At 73.3% G+C, this 16685-nt stretch carries 13 protein-coding genes; 5 read left to right on the top strand and 8 right to left on the bottom strand.

The genetic code is table 11. The features are described 5' to 3' along the window. Positions 1–36: 36 nt before the first annotated feature. The 6 genes from FHX73_RS03585 to FHX73_RS03560 are packed head-to-tail and all read right to left on the bottom strand — an operon-like array spanning position 37 to position 7195. Positions 37–2295: an acyl-CoA dehydrogenase family protein gene (locus tag FHX73_RS03585; protein WP_145903235.1), complete on the bottom strand. Its 2259-nt coding sequence runs from the start codon at positions 2293–2295 to the stop codon at positions 37–39. Continuing rightward, the gene (locus FHX73_RS03580; protein ID WP_145903234.1) at positions 2292–2597 is read right to left on the bottom strand and encodes an acyl carrier protein; all 306 of its coding nucleotides are present in this window, start codon (positions 2595–2597) and stop codon (positions 2292–2294) included. Before FHX73_RS03580 ends, FHX73_RS03585 begins: the two co-directional genes overlap by 4 nt. 14 nt (positions 2598–2611) lie before the next feature. Next, entirely contained in the window at positions 2612–4327 is a 1716-nt protein-coding gene (locus tag FHX73_RS03575; protein ID WP_145903233.1) for an acyl-CoA dehydrogenase family protein, read from the bottom strand. Continuing rightward, positions 4324–5157: an acyl-CoA thioesterase family protein gene (locus tag FHX73_RS03570; protein WP_145903232.1), complete on the bottom strand. Its 834-nt coding sequence runs from the start codon at positions 5155–5157 to the stop codon at positions 4324–4326. The genes FHX73_RS03575 and FHX73_RS03570 overlap by 4 nt, the downstream gene beginning before the upstream one ends. A 6-nt stretch (positions 5158–5163) precedes the next feature. After that, positions 5164–5430 carry a MoaD/ThiS family protein gene (locus tag FHX73_RS03565; RefSeq protein WP_145903231.1) on the bottom strand — a complete coding sequence of 89 codons (267 nt, stop codon included), beginning with the start codon at positions 5428–5430 and terminating at the stop codon, positions 5164–5166. Between the two features lie 52 nt (positions 5431–5482). Beyond that, positions 5483–7195, bottom strand: a complete 1713-nt coding sequence (locus FHX73_RS03560; RefSeq protein WP_246213330.1) for a fatty acyl-AMP ligase — start codon at positions 7193–7195, stop codon at positions 5483–5485. Positions 7196–7419: 224 nt separating this feature from the next. Between FHX73_RS03560 and moeZ the strand changes: the two genes are divergently transcribed. The 5 genes from moeZ (at position 7420) to FHX73_RS03535 (ending at position 12833) form a co-directional block, all read left to right on the top strand. Further along, a complete protein-coding gene (moeZ, locus tag FHX73_RS03555) occupies positions 7420–8601 on the top strand; it encodes an adenylyltransferase/sulfurtransferase MoeZ (RefSeq protein WP_211786127.1) in 1182 nt (393 codons plus the stop codon). Positions 8602–8691: 90 nt separating this feature from the next. Then, on the top strand, positions 8692–10149 hold the full coding sequence (locus FHX73_RS03550) for a phytoene desaturase family protein (RefSeq protein ID WP_145903230.1): 1458 nt from the start codon (positions 8692–8694) through the stop codon (positions 10147–10149). 132 nt (positions 10150–10281) lie between these two features. After that, the gene (locus tag FHX73_RS03545; RefSeq protein ID WP_145903229.1) at positions 10282–10557 is read left to right on the top strand and encodes a hypothetical protein; all 276 of its coding nucleotides are present in this window, start codon (positions 10282–10284) and stop codon (positions 10555–10557) included. Then, positions 10557–11621, top strand: a complete 1065-nt coding sequence (locus FHX73_RS03540) for a polyprenyl synthetase family protein (RefSeq protein WP_145903228.1) — start codon at positions 10557–10559, stop codon at positions 11619–11621. Before FHX73_RS03545 ends, FHX73_RS03540 begins: the two co-directional genes overlap by 1 nt. A 48-nt stretch (positions 11622–11669) precedes the next feature. Then, a complete protein-coding gene (locus tag FHX73_RS03535; RefSeq protein WP_145903227.1) occupies positions 11670–12833 on the top strand; it encodes an oxygenase MpaB family protein in 1164 nt (387 codons plus the stop codon). A 65-nt stretch (positions 12834–12898) separates the two neighbouring features. Here the strand turns inward: FHX73_RS03535 and FHX73_RS03530 are convergent, their stop codons facing one another. Then, positions 12899–14965 (bottom strand): glycoside hydrolase domain-containing protein, encoded by a 2067-nt coding sequence (locus FHX73_RS03530; protein ID WP_145903226.1) that lies wholly within the window; start codon positions 14963–14965, stop codon positions 12899–12901. Positions 14966–15109: 144 nt separating this feature from the next. After that, complete coding sequence (locus FHX73_RS47070; RefSeq protein WP_170304825.1) at positions 15110–16615, bottom strand: CHAP domain-containing protein; 1506 nt, start codon at positions 16613–16615, stop codon at positions 15110–15112. Positions 16616–16685: the final 70 nt, after the last annotated feature.

Genomic DNA, 16685 nt, shown 5'->3' with positions numbered 1-16685 from the left:
CGGGTGCCGACCGGCCGGTCGGCACCCGGCACTGCCTCAGGGCCGCCGCGCCGCCACCAGGCGGATGCCGAGCGACGGCTCCTCCCACAAGGTGCGCAGGTGGGCGAGGCCGGCCGCGCGCAGGGCGGTGTCCAGCGCGTCGGCCGCCAGGGCGGCCGCGCCGCCGGAGACCTCGCTGTCCAGCGAGGCCACCGCCGCGCCGAGCGGGCGCTTCGGCGGCTGGACGACCGGCAGCACGAGCCAGCCGCCGGCGGTCAGCGAACCGGCCGCGGTGGTGACGGCAGCCTGCAGGGCGGCGTCGTCGAGGCCGGCCGTGGGCAGCCAGGTGAGGGCCAGGTCGTCCGCGAGGGTGGTGAGCACGGGCAGGTGCGGGAGTTGGCGGGAGAGCGCGGCGGCGCTGGCGCCCCCGTCCCGGGCGAGGCAGCCGATCCGGGCGTCCGGGCGGGCGAGTTGCTCGGACAGGCCCTCCAGGCGGCCGAGCACCGTGTTGACCAGTGCGTCCACCAGTGCCGGGGCCTCGCCGCCAGTGCCGGCCGGGGCGTGCTCGGGGGGCGTGCCCGCGCGCAGCGCGGCCGCCCCGCTGACGGCGCGGTCCAGCCGGGCCGCGAACGAGGTGCTGCGCGGGCCGCCGATCAGCACCCGCTCCAGGCCGGCCTCCGTCGCGTACCGGCCGTCCGGCCGCAGCCGGACCAGCCCCGCGCCGGTGAGCACCTCCAGCACGCCCTCGGTGAACGCCTTCGGCAGCTCGTCGGCCGCCTCGCTCAGGGTGGCCGGTTCGAGCAGCCGGGTCAGCAGCCCGGTGGCCAGCGCGGCGACGCAGACCGGCAGCGCCCAGCCGGCCCGGGCCAGCTTGCCTGCCGGGGGTGGCGGCAGCTGCTCGGGCACCCGGCCGGCCCGCACCTCGGCGAGCAGCTGGTGCGCGCGGTCGAGCAGGGCGGGCAGGCCGTCCAGGTCGGCCTCGGTGGGCTTGGCGGCGGCGGTGACCGCCGCGGCGGCGGGCGAGGGGGCGGGGAGCGCGGCCGCGTGCAGCGCCCACCAGGCGTCGCAGAGCTTGGCCACGGCCCGCTCGGCCGCCTCCTCGCGGACCCGGTCGCCCTCCAGCCCGACGATGGTGCGCTGGCCGAGCTGGATCAGCAGCAGCTCCTGCGAGCCCTGGCCGCCGAGCAGGCCGAGCACGTCCCGCATGAACCGCTCCCAGGGGAAGTCGGCCATGTAGCTCTCGCCGCCCTGAAGGGTCATCAGCAGCTCGCCGGCCCGCACCGCGCACTCGGAGGCGTGGTACTTGGCGACGGTGGCGTACTCGTCGAAGTACGGGTCCCGGCCGGGGGCCCGGGTGTGGTCCAGCGCCCGGTAGACGGTGGCCCGGGCCGTCTGCAGCAGGGTGCGCAGCTCGCCGATCGAGCGCTCGACGTTGGGGTAGTCCAGCACCCGGCGCCCGGTGCGCCGCCGGGGGGCGAGCGCCTCGACGTTGGCCGCGATCATGCCCTCCAGTTCGCCGAGCACGCCGCAGGCGGTGACGGTGCGGCGGATCCGGGCGTAGGTGTTGAGCTCGCTGAGCGCGTCGGCCCGCCAGACCAGGCGCCAGTGCGGCAGCCGGACCTCGTGCAGCAGCACCTGGCCCAGGCCCATCACGTGCAGGCCCATGGTCTCCAGGTGGACGGCGGAGACCCCGGGGTCGTCCTTCTCGACCGCGAAGGCGAGCATGTCGTTGGAGGTCTCGTCGCGCAGGAAGAGGATGAACAGGTCGGCGAACCGGGCCCCGGCGACGAACCGCTTGGCGCCGTTGAGCACCCACTCGTCGCCCTCCTGGCGGGCGGTGGAGCGGTAGTCGTACGGGTCGCGGCTCTCGTACGCGCCCTGCACGCCGAACCGGCGCCCGGCCACCAGGTCGGCGACGTAGCGGTCGATCAGCTCGGGCTTGCCGCTGGACAGGATCAGCTCGGTGATCTCCACCGTGATGTCGATCAGCACCGCGAAGTTGGGGTCGAGCGAGAGCCGGGCGAGCTCCTCGACGACCACGCCCCAGGCGAGCTTGTCGCGGCCCTCGCCGCCGACCTCGGTGGGCAGCGAGAAGCCGATCAGCCCGAGTTCGCCGGCCTGCCGGAAGAGCTCCGGGTCCAGCGGCTGCTTCTGCCGGTTGCGGAAGACGGTGCCCGGGTTGGCGTGGTCCAGTACGAAGGCGGCGAACCGGCGTCGGGCCTCGCGGCGGACCTGCTCGACCTCGGCCTCCAAAAGGACGCGGTCGGCGTCGATGTGACGGTCCATCACATCGGTGGCGTGCCTGCGCCCGGTCATGCGGGCACCTGCCCGGACTCCAGCTCGGCGATCAGGCCGGTCAGCGTCAGGTCGCCGAGGAAGCGCTCCAGCGGCACGTTGACCCCGGTGCGCTCCTCGACCTCGACGGAGAACTCGGCCGCGGTCAGCGAGTCGATGCCGAGCTCGCCGAGCGGGCGCTCGAACGGCACGGCCTCGGGGGCGACCCCGAGCAGGGCGGCCAACTGGGCGGTCAGCCAGGCCCGGACCGGTTCGCCGGCACCCGGCTCGGCAGCGACCGGCGTGGCGGCGGCGTCGTGGTGTGTGGTGATGATGGCCTCCAAGGCTGGGGTTCCGGTTAGCTTCCGGCCCGGTACTGCGCCGCCAGCCGCACCGGCAGCAGCGAGAAGGCCCGGTCGTCGTCGTCCAGTTCGGTGAGCAGGCGGACCAGGCGGTGCTCCGCCGCGTGGTCCGGTGCGGTGGGGCGGCCGAGCCGCTCCAGCAGCCGGCGCAGGGCCACCGAGAGCCAGGCCGGGTCGCTGCCGAGCGGGCCGAGCGCGGCCCGGCGCCTGGTCCAGGTGTGCAGGCAGCAGGCGGCCGCGTGCAGCAGGCAGTGCCGACGGGCCCACTCGTAGGCCTCGGGGGTGCGGCGGGGCGGCAGCAGGGCCCGGTCGGTCTCCCGCACGACGAGCAACTGTGCTGCCAGCCTGCCGAGTTCGCGGTCCTCGGCGGCCAGCAGGGCGACCGCCTCGGCGAGCCGGCCGACCACCTCGTCGGTGCCGCCGTAGCTGAGCGAGGGCCGCGGATCGGCCGGCCGCCACGGGCCGACCGGGTCGCCGAAGGCGAAGAGCAGCTGCGCCGGCAGCTCCGGTGCGGTGCCCGGGCGGCGCGCACCGCTGGCCAGTTGGGCGTGCACCGTCTCCAGCTGGACCAGCTGGGTGCCCTCGAAGACCGGGGTGATCGCGGCGTCCCGGGCGATCTTCTGGAACGCCCCGCCGGCCACCCCCTCGCGCAGGTAGGCGCGGGCGCTGAGCACCTCGCCGGCCGCCGTCACGGTGTCCTGGCAGAGCGCCGGCACCAGGTACTTGGCCACCGCCGACCAGAGCGGCATCCGCTGCCGGGCCACGTCCAGGCCGCGGGCCGCGGTGAGTTGGGTGCACTCGGCGGCCAGCAGGTCGGCGAAGCCGCGGGCGAGCAGCGAGCGCACCGGCGGCAGGTCGAGCGCGGTGCCGCCGTAGAGCCGGCGCTCGCGGGCGTGCCGCAGGGCGATCCGCAGCGCGGTGTCGGCCGCGCCCAGGCTCATGCCGCCGACCAGGGTCCGGGTGAACTGCAGCATCCCGGAGACCATTTCGACGCCCCGCCCGGGTCGGCCGAGCCGGGCCGAGGACGGGATCCGGTAGCCGTCCAGCTCGAAGCCGCTGAGGTCGTGGCCGCGCAGGCCCAGGGTGCGGACCTTGGGCAGCCGCCGCACCCCGTCCGTGCCGACCCGGTCGAAGTCCAGCAGGAAGAGCCCGAAGGAGGGCTCGGCGGCGGCCAGCACGGTCGCGAAGCCGGAGCGGGCGCCGTTGCCGACCAGCCACTTGCGGCCGGAGAGGGTCCAGCCGTCGGCGGTCGCGGTGGCCCGGGTGGCGGTGGCCAGCAGGTCGCTGCCGGCCGCGTCCTCGCTGATCCCGGCGGTGCCCCAGCGGCGGTCCAGCACCAGCTCGGCCACCCGCTGCCGCTGCTCCGGGGTGCCCCAGATCCAGACCGGGGTGGCGGCCAGGAAGGTGGAGCCGAGGCCGACGGCGACCGCCAGGTCACGGCGGGACATCGCCCGCAGCACGCCCAGCAGCGACTCGAAGGAGGCCAGCCGGCCGCCCTCGGCGACCGGCACCAGGTACTCGTGCAGGCCGGCCGCCCAAGCCGCCCGGTAACCGGCCGCCGGTTCGGTCTCGGTCTCGTCGGCCTGCAGCGCGGCCACCAGCGACATCCCGCCGGCCGGGTCGAACGGGCAGCCGAGCAGCCGCTCGACCCGCTCGGCGTCCGCCGAGGCCGTCAGCACCGGTGCGGCATAAGCTCTCTGACGGAGCGTCATATCTGCTCGACCACCACCGCGTAGCTGCCGCCGCCGTCCGGCTCGGCCGGGTCGAGCCGGTGCACGAAGGCCAGGCCGTCCTCGTGCCGGTGGGCGGTGGTGCGCACCACCAGGTCGTCCCAGAGCTGGCCGGCCCGCAGCCAGGTGACGTCCAGCCGGTGCAGCCCGCCGGACAGCGCGCGGCGCAGCACGGGGGAGGTGCGGCCGTGCTTGCGCACGTACTCCTCCCGGGCGCTGCCGGCGAAGCCCAGCGACTCGGCCCAGTACCACTGGTCGGCCACCTCGCAGTGGTGCCGGTGGATCCGCACCGGCAGGCTCTCCGGCGGGCCGAGCGGCTCGTCCGCGCGCTCCAGCGCGGCGGTCAGGCCGGGCACCCGGGAGAGGTGGGAGGAGCGCTCGACCTCGTCCTCCGGGAAGCCGGCGAGCAGGTCCTCGGGCAGCCGGGCCGGGGCGCCGGAGAGCGCCCGGTCGCCGCTGAGCCGCAGCGGCACCGAGGCCGCGGTGGTGCGCACCGCGACGCCGGCGGGGCCGGTGACGGTCATCGCGACCTCCAGCTGGGAGGCGCGCGGACCGCGCACCCGGCCGGTGACCTCGACGTCGACCTGGTCCGCGTCCTCGAAGCGCAGCGGTTCGAGGTACTCCAACTGCCAGGACCAGAGCACCAGTCCGACCTTGTGCTCGGTCACCAGGGTGCGGTGGCTGGCCACGTGGTCGCGCAACCAGCGGGTGCCGGCCTGGAAGCCGAGCCGGCCGACCGCCACGGGCTGCAGCTGGACCGGGGTGAACAGGCTGGCGTCCAGCACGAGTTCGAAGGCGCTGCGGCGCGGCATCGCGGGTCAGCCGCCGGAGACCGCGGTGACGATGTCCACCCGGTCGTCCTCGCCGGCCTCCCGGTCGAGCTCCTCCAGGGTGAGCTGCTCGCCGTTGAGCGCGATCAGGTGGGTGGCGCGGACGGCGCCCTCGCGGTCCCGCAGCACCTCGTCGAGCGCCGGGTAGCGCTGCGTCAGGTCGGCCAGGCCCTCGCGGACGGTGCCGCCGTCCACCTCGATCTCGTTCTGGTAGTCGGTGAAGCGGAGCAGGATGCCCCGGACCTTGACGATCATGGTTCTGGCGCCTCTCGGGTTGGGGTTCTCGGGTCGGCCGACGGGTCCCGGGTCAGCCGACGGCCGGCCAGCGGGCCAGCACCGCCAGCTCGCCGGCCAGGTAGTGCCGCCGGGCCAGCCAGCGCTGCACCTTGCCGCTGGAGGTCTTCGGCACGCTGCGCGGCTCGACCAGCACGACGGCGTGCACCGGCACGCCGATCTCCAGCGAGACGGCGGCGCGCAGCGCGTCCAGCACCGCGGGGTGCTCCTCGGCCGCGGTCGGTTCGGCCTCGTAGACCAGGACCAGCCGCTCGGCCGCGCCCGGTTCGTCCTCGATGGCGAACGCGGCCCCGCAGTTGCGGCGCACCCCCGGCACGGCCGACTCGCAGGCGCGCTCGATGTCCACCGGGTGGTGGTTGCGGCCGTTGATGACGATCAGGTCCTTCAATCGGCCGGTCGGGTGCAGCTCGCCGTCCAGCAGGAAGCCGAGGTCGCCGGTGCGCAGGTAGGGCCCGCGGCCGTCCTCGGTGCGCGCGGTGAAGGTCTCGGCGCTCTGCTCGGGGCGGCGCCAGTAGCCGGCCGCGACGCTCGGCGAGGCCAGCCAGATCTCGCCCACCTCGCCGTCGCCCAGTTCGCGCGCGGACTGCGGGTCCACGATCAGCAGTTCGGTGTCGGCGCCGGCCCGGCCGCAGCCGACCAGCTCGCGCACCGGCTCGCCGTCCTCGGCGGGGCGGGCGGTGCCGGCCAGCTCCAGCGGGTCGCGGGCCACCGACACCGAGCGCCAACCGGTCAGCGGCTTGCCGCCGGTGGCCAGCAGGGTGGCCTCGGCCAGGCCGTAGCAGGGGTAGAAGCTCTCGGCCCGGAAGCCCGCCGGGGCGAACCGCTCGGCGAACCTGGCCATGGTGTCGGCGCGCACCGGTTCGGCGCCGGTGAAGGTCAGTTCGACCGTGGACAGGTCGAGCCCCACCAGGTCGGCGTCCTTGGCCCGGCGCACGCACAGGTCGTAGGCGAAGTTGGGGGCGCCGGTGATGGTGGCGCCGTACCGGGAGACCATCCGCAGCCAGGCCAGCGGGCGGCGCAGGAAGGCCACCGGCGACATCAGGGTGACCGGGATCCCGGTGGCCAGCGGGGTGAGGATGCCGCCGATCAGGCCCATGTCGTGGTACGGCGGCAGCCACAGGCCGCCGGAGCTGCCCGGGTGGATGCCGAAGCCCTCGGCGATCCGGGCGCAGTTGTCCAGGAGTTGGGTGTGGCCCAGCATCACGCCGCGCGGCAGCGAGGTGGAGCCGGAGGTGTACTGGAGCAGCGCGGGCAGCTCCGCGTCGGGCGCGGCGAACTCCGTTGTGCCGTCGGCGAGTTCCGCGGCGGCCAGGTCGTCGGTGGTGACCAGGACCGGCGGGCGGGCCGGCGGCAGCGTGCCGGCCAGCCAGTCGCGCATCAGCGCCGCGATGTCGGAGGTGGTGAGCACCAGCTCCGAGTCGATGTCCTCGATGATCGCGGCCAGCCGCGGCAGGGTGCGGTTCAGCCGGGTGGGGTCCGGCGGGAAGGCCGGCACGGCGGGCATCCCGGCGTAGAAGCAGCCGAACAGTCCGGCCAGGTAGTCCAGCCCGGGCGCGAAGAGCAGCAGGGCCGGCCGGCGCCGCCCGCCGGTGGCCGCGAGCAGCCGGGCAGCCACCGCCCGGGCCCGCAGGTCGAGTTCGGCGTAGCTGATCTCGACGGCCGTTTCGTCCTCGGCCAGAAAGCGATAGGCGACGTTTTCCGGAACCTGACCCGCTCGTTCGGACAATAACTGCCCGAAAGTCTCTGCTTCGTGCCAATCCGCCGCAATCAACAGTCGCGCCTTCCCCCGCAGTTGATCAGTGCGTGCAATGTTGCAGCAACACTGCGCAATGGTCAACGACCGTCCGGGAGGGGGCCGGCCGGGCCGCGCGGGGCATTGGCGGCGGGCATTGACACTGACGGGTAACCAGGGCCATTGTGTGGCGGGTTGTCGACCGTCGAGGAGCGATTGTGTCGCCTGGAGCACTGCCCCCGCTGGTCGCGCCGGAAGCCGGGTTGAGCAGGGACGATGTCTCGCGCTACAGCCGGCACCTGATCATTCCTCAGGTCGGCGTCGACGGGCAGAAACGCCTGCGCAATGCGAAAGTGCTGGTGATCGGGGCCGGTGGGCTGGGTTCGCCGGTGCTGCTCTATCTCGCCGCCGCGGGTGTCGGCACGCTGGGAATTGTCGAGTTCGACACGGTCGAGGCATCGAATCTTCAACGCCAGGTCATCCACGGCGAGTCGGACGTCGGCCGCCCCAAGGCGCACAGCGCCCGGGACGCGATCCGGGAGATCAACAGCGCCGTCGAGGTGCGACTGCACGAACTGCGCCTGGACTCCGGCAATGCGGTCGAGATTTTCTCCGAATACGACCTGATCCTGGACGGCACCGACAACTTCGCCACCCGCTACCTGGTGAACGACGCCGCCGCGCTGGCCCGCAAGCCCTACGTCTACGGCTCGATCTTCCGCTTCGAGGGCCAGGCCTCGGTGTTCTGGGAGGACGCCCCGGACGGGCGCGGCATCAACTACCGCGACATCTTCCCGGAGGCCCCGCCGCCCGGCATGGTCCCGTCCTGCGCCGAGGGCGGCGTGCTCGGCGTGCTCTGCGCGACCATCGGCTCGGTGATGGTCACCGAGGCGGTCAAGCTGATCTGCGGGATCGGCGATCCGCTGCTCGGCCGGCTGCTGGTCTACGACGCCCTGGCGATGACCCACCAGACCATGCGGCTGCGCCCCCGCCCCGGTCGCGAGCCGATCACCGAACTGATCGACTACGAGGCCTTCTGCGGCACCGTCTCCGCCGAGGCCCAGCAGGCCGCCGCCGAGTCCAGCATCACCGCCCGCGAACTGCACGCGATGCTGGCGGCGGGCGAGGACCTCGCCCTGATCGACGTGCGCGAGCCGGGGGAGTGGGAGATCGTGCACATCGACGGCGCGGTGCTGATCCCCAAGGACCGCATCCTCTCCGGCGAGGCGCTGGCCGAACTCCCGCAGCACAAGCCGATCGTGCTGCACTGCAAGTCGGGCGTGCGGTCCGCCGAGGCCCTGGCCGCCGTCAAGCGGGCCGGCTTCGCCAACGCCAGCCACCTGCAGGGCGGCGTGCTGGCCTGGGCGACCCAGGTGGACCCGGAGCTGCCGGTCTACTGACGACTGCTCCAGCCGCGCTCCGCCCCGCCTGCCCGGACCCCGCCCACCCGCGGATGCGATCATGGTGGCAGGGCCCCGGAGGGAGACGGCATGGCGCTCGGACAGGTGGACGTCGCAGTGGTCGGCTCCGGCCCCAACGGGCTGGCCGCCGCGGTCACCATGGCCCGGGCCGGCCTGCGGGTGGAGCTGCACGAGGCGGCGGCGCAGATCGGCGGCGGACTGCGCTCGGAGGCGCTGCTCGACCCGCTGGTGCGCCACGACCTGTGCGCGACCGTGCACCCGATGGCGCCGATGTCCCGGTTCTTCCAGGAGTTCGACCTGGCCGGGCGCGGGGTCGAGCTGCTGACCCCCGAGGTGAGCTACGCGCACCCGCTGCCCGAGGGCCCGGCCGCGCTGGCCCACCGCAGCCTGCGGGCCACCTGCGCGGAGCTGGGGGCCGACGGACCGCGCTGGCGGGCCCTGATGGAACCGCTGCTGACGCACAGCCAGGGCCTGGTCGACCTGCTGCTCTCCGACCAGCGCGGCCTGCCCGCCGACCCGGCGGCCGCGCTGCTGCTGGCGGCCCGGCTGCCGGTGCTGGCCACGCCGCTGGCCCGTCGCCAGTTCGCGGGGGAGCGGGCCCGGGCGCTGCTCGCCGGGGTGGCCGCACACGTGGTCGGCCGGCTGCCCTCGCCGACCGGCGCCGCCGTCGCGCTGCTGCTGGGCCACCTGGCGCACGGCACCGGCTGGCCGCTGGTGCGCGGCGGCAGCGACCGGATCGCCGAGTCGCTGGCGGCGGACCTGACGGCGCACGGCGGCCGGATCTCCACCGGCCGGCGGATCAGCGACCTGCGCGAGCTGGGCGGCGCCCGCGCGGTGCTGCTCGACACCGGGCCGGCCGAGCTGCTGCGGATGGCCGGACCGCTGCTGCCGGACCGCTACCGCCGCGCCCTGCGCGCCTACCGGTACGGGCCGGGCGCCGCCAAGGTGGACTTCCTGGTCTCGGGCCCGATCCCGTGGGCGGACCCCCGGGTCGGCCTGGCCGGCACCGTGCACCTGGGCGGCACCCAGCGCGAGCTGTTCCGCCAGGAGACCCGGGTGGCCCGGGGCCGGCCGGGCGGCGCGCCGTTCGTGCTGGTGGTGGACCCGGCGGTGACCGACCCGGAGCGGGCGGTCGGCGGGCTGCGCCCGGTCTGGGCCTACGCGCACGTGCCGCACGGTGACCCGACCGACCCGGTGCGCCTGGTCACCGAGCGGATCGAGCGGTACGCCCCCGGCTTCGCCGACACCGTGGTCGCCCACCACTCGCGCAGCGCCGCAGAGTTGGAGCAGTACAACCCGAACTACGTCGGCGGCGACATCGCCGCCGGGGCGATGACGCCCCGTCAGGCGCTGCTGCGACCGGTGGCCCGGTGGAACCCGTACCGCACCCCGCTGCCGGGCGTGTACCTCTGCTCGGCCGCCACCCCGCCCGGCCCCGGGGTGCACGGCATGTGCGGCTACCTGGCCGCCCGCTCCGCCCTGCGGCACGAGTTCGGCCTGCGCGAGGCGCCGTCGCTCGCCCCGTGAACGGCCGGGCCCTAGCTGCTCCGGATCTGACCAGGCGTCGCTTTGGCGATTCATCACTCCATCGGGTTGTTCCATGAGTGGGCTGCCGAAAGGGTGGCAAGGCTCCTCGGCGTGACGACCGGAGGGGGAGCTGTGACGACGGACGACGAGGGCGGGCGCGATCCGCTCTACGCCGTGGCCGGGCTGGCCGACCTCGCGCTGGACCGGGCCGGGGCCGCGCTGCGCGGACTGCGCGGGCTGCTGGGGCGGTCCGACCTGGCCGAGCTGGCCCGCGACGGCCAGGACGAGCTGACGGCCCGTGGGCGACTGCTGGTCCAGCGCCACGCCGCGACCCCGGAGGCGCACCTGGAGCTGCTGGCCCGGCGGGCGGCCGCCCGGACCGACCATGCCCGTCGCGATGACGTGTGATGGCTGAACACGCCGACGACCAGGCCGCGTTCAAGGTCCGGGTCGATGCGGAACTCGCGGCCTTCGCGCACCGGGAGACCGCCGAACTGCTCGCGATCGACAAACAACTCGCCCCGGTGGCCGACCAGTTGCTCGGTGCGCTGGGGGAGGGCAAACGGCTGCGCGCGGCCTTCTGCTACTGGGGCTGGCGGGCGGCCGGCCAGCCGGACTGCGACGAGGTGATCCGGGCGGCGGCGGCCATGGAGCTGATCCACGCCGCCGCCGTGGTGCACGACGACATCATCGACGACAGCCCGCTGCGGCGCGGCGCGCCAACCGCCCACGTCGCGCTGCGCGGTGGGACCGGCCACCGGCGCGGCCGGCAGCAAGGCTGGGACCAGGGACGGGCCCTGGCGATGCTGGTCGGCGACCTGCTGCTCTCCTGGGCCGGCCAGCTCTTCACCTGCTGCGGCCTGCCCGCCGCCTACCTAGCCCGGGCCCGGGTGCTCTGGGCCACCCTGGCACGGGAGTTGGTGGCCGGAGAGTGCCTGGAGATCCTGCGTGCGGGCGAACGGCCGGACGCCGAGCGCTCCTTGCAGATCATCCGGTACAAGACGGCGAAGTACACCGTCGAGCACCCCCTGCACATCGGCGGCCGGCTGGCCGGCGCGCCGCCCGCCCTGATCGCGGGCTTCACCGCCTACGGCATCCCGCTGGGCGAGGCGTTCCAGCTCCGCGACGACCTGCTCGGGATCTTCGGCGACCCGGACCGGACCGGCAAGTCGAACCTGGACGACATCGCCGGCGGCAAGCCCACCGCCCTGCTCGCGCTCACCCTGCCCGCCGCCGCGCCGGCCGAACGCCGGGAACTGCTGGCCCTGTTGGACGGCGGCAGGCCGGACCGCGAAGGCCTGGAGCGGGTGCGGGAGATCATGCGCCGGGCCGGGGCACCGGAGCGGGTCGAGGAGCTCATCGCCGGGCGGGTCCGGGCCGCCACCGAGGCGCTGGCCGACGCCGAGCTGCCGGAGCCGGCCGCCCGGGCGCTCACCCAGCTGCTCACCTCGGCCACCGTCCGCCAGTCCTGACACCCAGTCCTGACGCCCCCTCCGTTCCCCTCGCTGAGGAGCAGCACCGTGCCCTACACCCCCGAGTCCATGGACGCCCTGCGGCTGGTCGGCGACGAACTCGCCGACGCCACCGTGGAGACGCTCTTCGAGCGCGGCGAGGTCGGCAAGTTCAACACCCTGATGCGCTCCTTCACCCAGGTCGGCCAGGACCTCCCCGAGGGGCTGCCCGAGGTGGCCCACGAGTACCTGCGCGCGACCAGCGCACCGCCGGACTGGGTGGACTGGGACGAGATGGAGAAGGCCCGGCTCTTCTTCCTGCACAACAACGTGCACATCTCGACGGCGCTCTCCTTCGCCTCGATGCCCGCCTGCTACGTCGTGCCGCACGTGGCCCGACTGCTCAGCGCCACCCACTCGTTGGACTACCCGTCGCGCCGGATGGCCGAGACCGGCCAGTTCACCGTCTACCTGATGCGCCCCGACGCCTTCGAGGCGGGCAGCCGCTTCATCCCGGCCGCGCAGAAGGTCCGCCTGCTGCACGCCTCGATCCGCCACCACCTGGCCCGGGAGGACCGCTGGGACACCGCCCGGCTCGGTGTGCCGATCTGTCAGGAGGACATGATCGGCGGTCAGATGATGTTCTCCATCCAGGTGCTGGACGCCCTGCACCGCCTCGGCATCCCCATGACGGTCGACGGCGCGCAGTCCTACTACTACGCCTGGCGCGTGGTGGGCGCCATGCTGGGGATCGACCTCGCCCACGCGCCCGCCGACCTGGACGCCGCCCGCGAGTTCTCCGACCTCTACATGACCCGCCACATGGGCCCCTCCGAGGAGGGCGCGCGGCTGACCCGCCAACTGATCGACCTCTACGAGCAGGTCGTCCCGGGCACCCTGCTCGACCCCCTGGTGCCGGCGCTGATCCGCTACCTGATCGGCGACACCGCCGCCGACTGGCTCGACGTCCCGCGCTCCGCCTGGGACACCGCCGTGCGCGCGGCCCCCGTGCTGCTCGGCGCCCTGGAACGGCTGGAGGACTCCTCCCCGCTGGCGGCCCGCCTGTTGGACCGCCTCGGCGAGCTCACCACCGCCTTCGAGCTGAGCTCCCTCACCCGGGGCCGGGTCATGCAGTACGCCATCCCCGAGCACCTGAAGGACGAGTACGGCGTCAAGGCGACCAAGCCGGCGACCGACCGCTGGACCCCGCCCCCGCTCTCGCTGCGGATCTGACATGCCGTCACGGCCCCTCGACGAAGCATCGAGGGGCCGTGCGCGGAGTGCGTCGCTCTGGAACGTCAGCTCGTGAAGGAGGCGGTGACGCCGATCGAGTCGGCACCGCCCGCGGGTGCCTGCCAGGTGTTCCAGGTGCCCGCGTTGTAGTCGCCGTCCTTCTCGATCAGGCGGTTGTTCGCGTTGACGGCGAAGACGTGGTTGACGTTGTTGGCCATGGCGCTGGCGATGCGCTTGAGGGGTCCGGCGCCGTCGGTGCCGCCGTTGGACCAGCCCTGCCAGGAACCGGTGTCGAAGTTGCCGTCGTTGTTGTACCAGTTGCCGTCCGTGCCGATGGCGCCCAGGTGGACGGTGTCGCCGCCGGCGGAGGCGGTGACGTCGGTGCCCTTGAAGTTGGCGGAGTTCGACCAGGTGTTCCAGGTACCGGCGGCGTAGTTGCCGTCGATCTCCCACAGCTGGTTGCTGGTGTCGATGGCGAAGATGTGGTTGACGTTGTTGGCGGTGGTGGCACTCGCGATGCGCACCATGTTGGCGCCGCCGAGCGAGCTCCAGCCGTTCCACTGGCCGGTGTCGAAGTTGCCGTCGGAGTTGTAGACGTGGCCGTCGGCTTCGACGGCGTCGAGGTGGACGGTGTCGCCGCTGGCCGAGGCGGTGATCGCGGTGGCCTGCGGCGCGCCGATGAGCTGGCGCCAGCCGGACCAGGTGCCGCTGGCGTAGTTGCCGTCGTTCTCGTAGATGTTGTTGTCACCGCCGAGGATGAAGACACGGTTGACCGACCCGGTGGCGGCGCTGGTGACGGCCTTGACGCCACTGGCACCCAGGTTGCTCCAACCGGTCCACACACCGGCCGTGTAGTTGCCCTCGGCGTTGTTCAGACCGCCGTCGGGAGTGGCGTTGACCAGGTGCACCGTGTTCGCCCACGGGGAGGTGGTGACCGCCACGTCCAGGTAGTCCTGGTCCACGCCGAGGGTGACACCGCCGTAGGTCTGCGTGGCGTTCCCGCTGTACTGGTGCACGCGCTGGTGGTTGGACCAGGCGCCGGCCGGCAGGACCGAGTCGTTGGTGTCGGCGGTGTTGTTCCAGTTGGCGTCGAAGACCACGTCCGGCTCGTTGTAGCCCGTGTTCAGGTTGGCGGCGAGGTCCTTGATGCCCGAGCTCGACGAGCTGTAGACGGCGGACTTGTAGCCCTTGGCGTGCAGCTCGTTGGTCCATGCGGCCAGGAAGCCGAGGACGTTGGAGCTGTAGCCGGGGGCGTACTGCTCCATGTCGTAGTAGAGCGGGGTGCCCTGGCCGAAGCCCAGGCTCTGTGCCTGGGCGATGGCGTCGTCGGCGGCTGCCGCGCCGTCAGTGCCCGGAGAGGAGATCGCGGATGCCTGCAATCCGACGTAGAGCGGCATGAAGTGCCAACCGGCGGAGGCCTGCTGCTGGACCCACGAGGCGGTCAGGTTGGGCTGGCTGCAGCCACGGTTGGCGCCGCCGATGTAGATGCCGACGGCCCGGTAGGGCGAGTTGGTCAGCCAGCTGGACATGGTGCTGGAGCTCGGGGCGGCGCAGGTGTCGAACCCGTAGCCGGTGTAGGCCGCGGTGTTCCCGTCCATCGCGGCGGCGGGCCGGACGGTTGCCGACTGCTCGGCTGCGGCCTTTCCGACGGCCGTCTGGTGGGCGGCCGGAGCGGTCGCGCCCGGCAGGCCGGCGCCGGCGAGGATCCGCTGGACCACTGCCTTGTCCGTGCCGTAGGTGCCGGTCACGCGGGCTCGCTTCCCGGTGGCCAGGAACTGGTGGGCGACGGCCTGGTCCACCGTGCTGGGATCGGCGGCGGACCCGACCGGCTCCACCAGCAGGGCCTCGGTGCGGTCACCGACGTGGGCCGGACAGGCCTGGTCCGCACCCGGGGTGCCCAGGTAGACGGCGTGCTGGTCGTAGCGGACGCAGGTGTCGGGGTGGGCCGCCAGCGACACCACCGGCCAGTTCGCGGGCACTCGGAACGTGTATCCGAGGTAGTTGACCGCCTTGTCGGTCGTGGTGGCCGGCGCGGCTTGGGCGATGCCGACCGAGGCGGTGCTGAGCGTGGTCGCGAGTGCCAGCGCGGCGAGCGTCCGGCGGGTGGTCGAACTGGGGGCGTGGGCGGGCATGGAGGCTCCTCGGGCCGGCACGGGTTCATTCGCTGACTGGGCTGTACGGCCGTCGGGTCGGCCGGTCGGACCGTCGGCCGACCCACTCGGCGTCCCGGCCTGTCAGGAGGCCGAGTGGGTCGGCTGGTGGTGTTGCGCTGTGGGTCAGTTGGTGAAGGTGGCGGTGGCTCCGGTGGAGTCGTTGCCGCCGGCGGGTTCCTGCCAGGTGTTCCAGGCGCCGGTGTTGTAGTTGGCGTCGAGTTCGATGAGGCGGTTGTTGGCGTTGACGGCGAAGATGTGGTTGACGTTGTTGGCGGCGGCGCTGGTGACGTGCTTGAGGGGGCCGGCGGTGGTGCCGCCGGCGTTGCTCCAGCCGTTCCACTTGCCGGTGTCGAAGTTGCCGTCGGTGTTGTAGAGGTTTCCGTCGGTGCCGATGGCGTCGAGGTGGACGGTGTCGGCGCTGGCGGAGGCGGTGACGTCGGTGCCCTGGAAGCCGCCTGCGGCGTCGGCCCAGGTGCCCCAGCTGCCGGTGGCGTAGTTGCCTTCGATTTCCCAGAGGCGGTTGGTGTTGTCGATGGCGAAGATGTGGTTGGTGTTGTTGGTGGTTGAGGTGGCGGCGACCTTGACGAGGTTGTTGCCGCCGCCGCCGACCAGGCTCCAGCCGTTCCACTGGCCGGCGGCGAAGTCGCCGTCGGAGTTGTAGAGGTGGCCGTTGAGGTCGATGGCTTCGAGGTGGATGGTGTTGCCGTAGGAGGAGGCGGCGATGGCCTTGACCTGGGGGGCGCCGATGAGTTGGCGCCAGCCGCTCCAGGTGCCGTTGGCGTAGTTGCCGTCGTTCTCGTAGATGTTGTTGTCGCTGCCGATGATGAAGATGCGGTTGGTGGAGCCGGTGTTGGCGCTGGTGACGGCCTTGACTCCGCTGGCGCCGAGGTCGCCCCAGGTGGACCAGGTGTTGGCGGTGTAGTTGCCCTCGGTGTTGTGCAGACCGCCGTCGGGCGTGATGTCCACCAAGTGCACCGTGTTCGCCCACGGGTTGGGCGCGCTGTAACCGCTGGGGGTGACGTAGGCGGTCAGCTGCATGTTCATGTTGGACTGGAAGGACCCGGCGGCGACCTGCGAGGACGGGATGGTGACGTTGACGACCTGGGAGGTCTCGGCGAAGGTCACCTCGCCCTGGCCCTTGGTGCCGCTGAAGTCGCCGTTGGTGAGCTGGATGGAGCCGTCGGCGTTGACGGCGGTGACGATGCCGACGTGGCTGGTGCCGAAGACCGCGGCGTCGCCGAGCTGCGGGCGGTATCCGCTGTCCTGGTGGACCGTGCTGCCGTTGCTGCCCGCCGCATCGATGAACGAGTGCGCGGCTGCGGTGATGCCGGTGACGTTCAGGCCGTTGTTCTGCCAGACCCACTTGGCGAAGTCCGCGCACCAGTATTCGGGTACTCCGGCGTAGCCCTGGCAGCTCCCGTTGAAGGCCGAGCCACCGAGGCTGTTGGCCGAGGAGTTGTAGGTCGAGCAGGAGCCCGCTCCCTTGCCCACGTTGGCCAGCGCGAGGTTCGCCACGTCGGTGCCGGTGTTGGCGGAGGCGGCCGAACCACTGAGCACGACCAGGGCGGGGGCGAGTACGGCGGCGCTGGCGAGGGTGCCGATGGCGCGGCGGAGCGAGCTGTTGGACATGACGGGTCCTCCTGTTGGGACGCGGAGTGGGACGGGGGTGTCGACCGATCGCCGAGCGAAGTCCATGGGG

It is taken from the genome of Kitasatospora viridis (genome assembly GCF_007829815.1).
Taxonomy (GTDB): domain Bacteria; phylum Actinomycetota; class Actinomycetes; order Streptomycetales; family Streptomycetaceae; genus Kitasatospora; species Kitasatospora viridis.
Note: the sequence above shows the minus strand (reverse complement) of the source record. Positions and strands in the feature narration are given on the sequence as shown.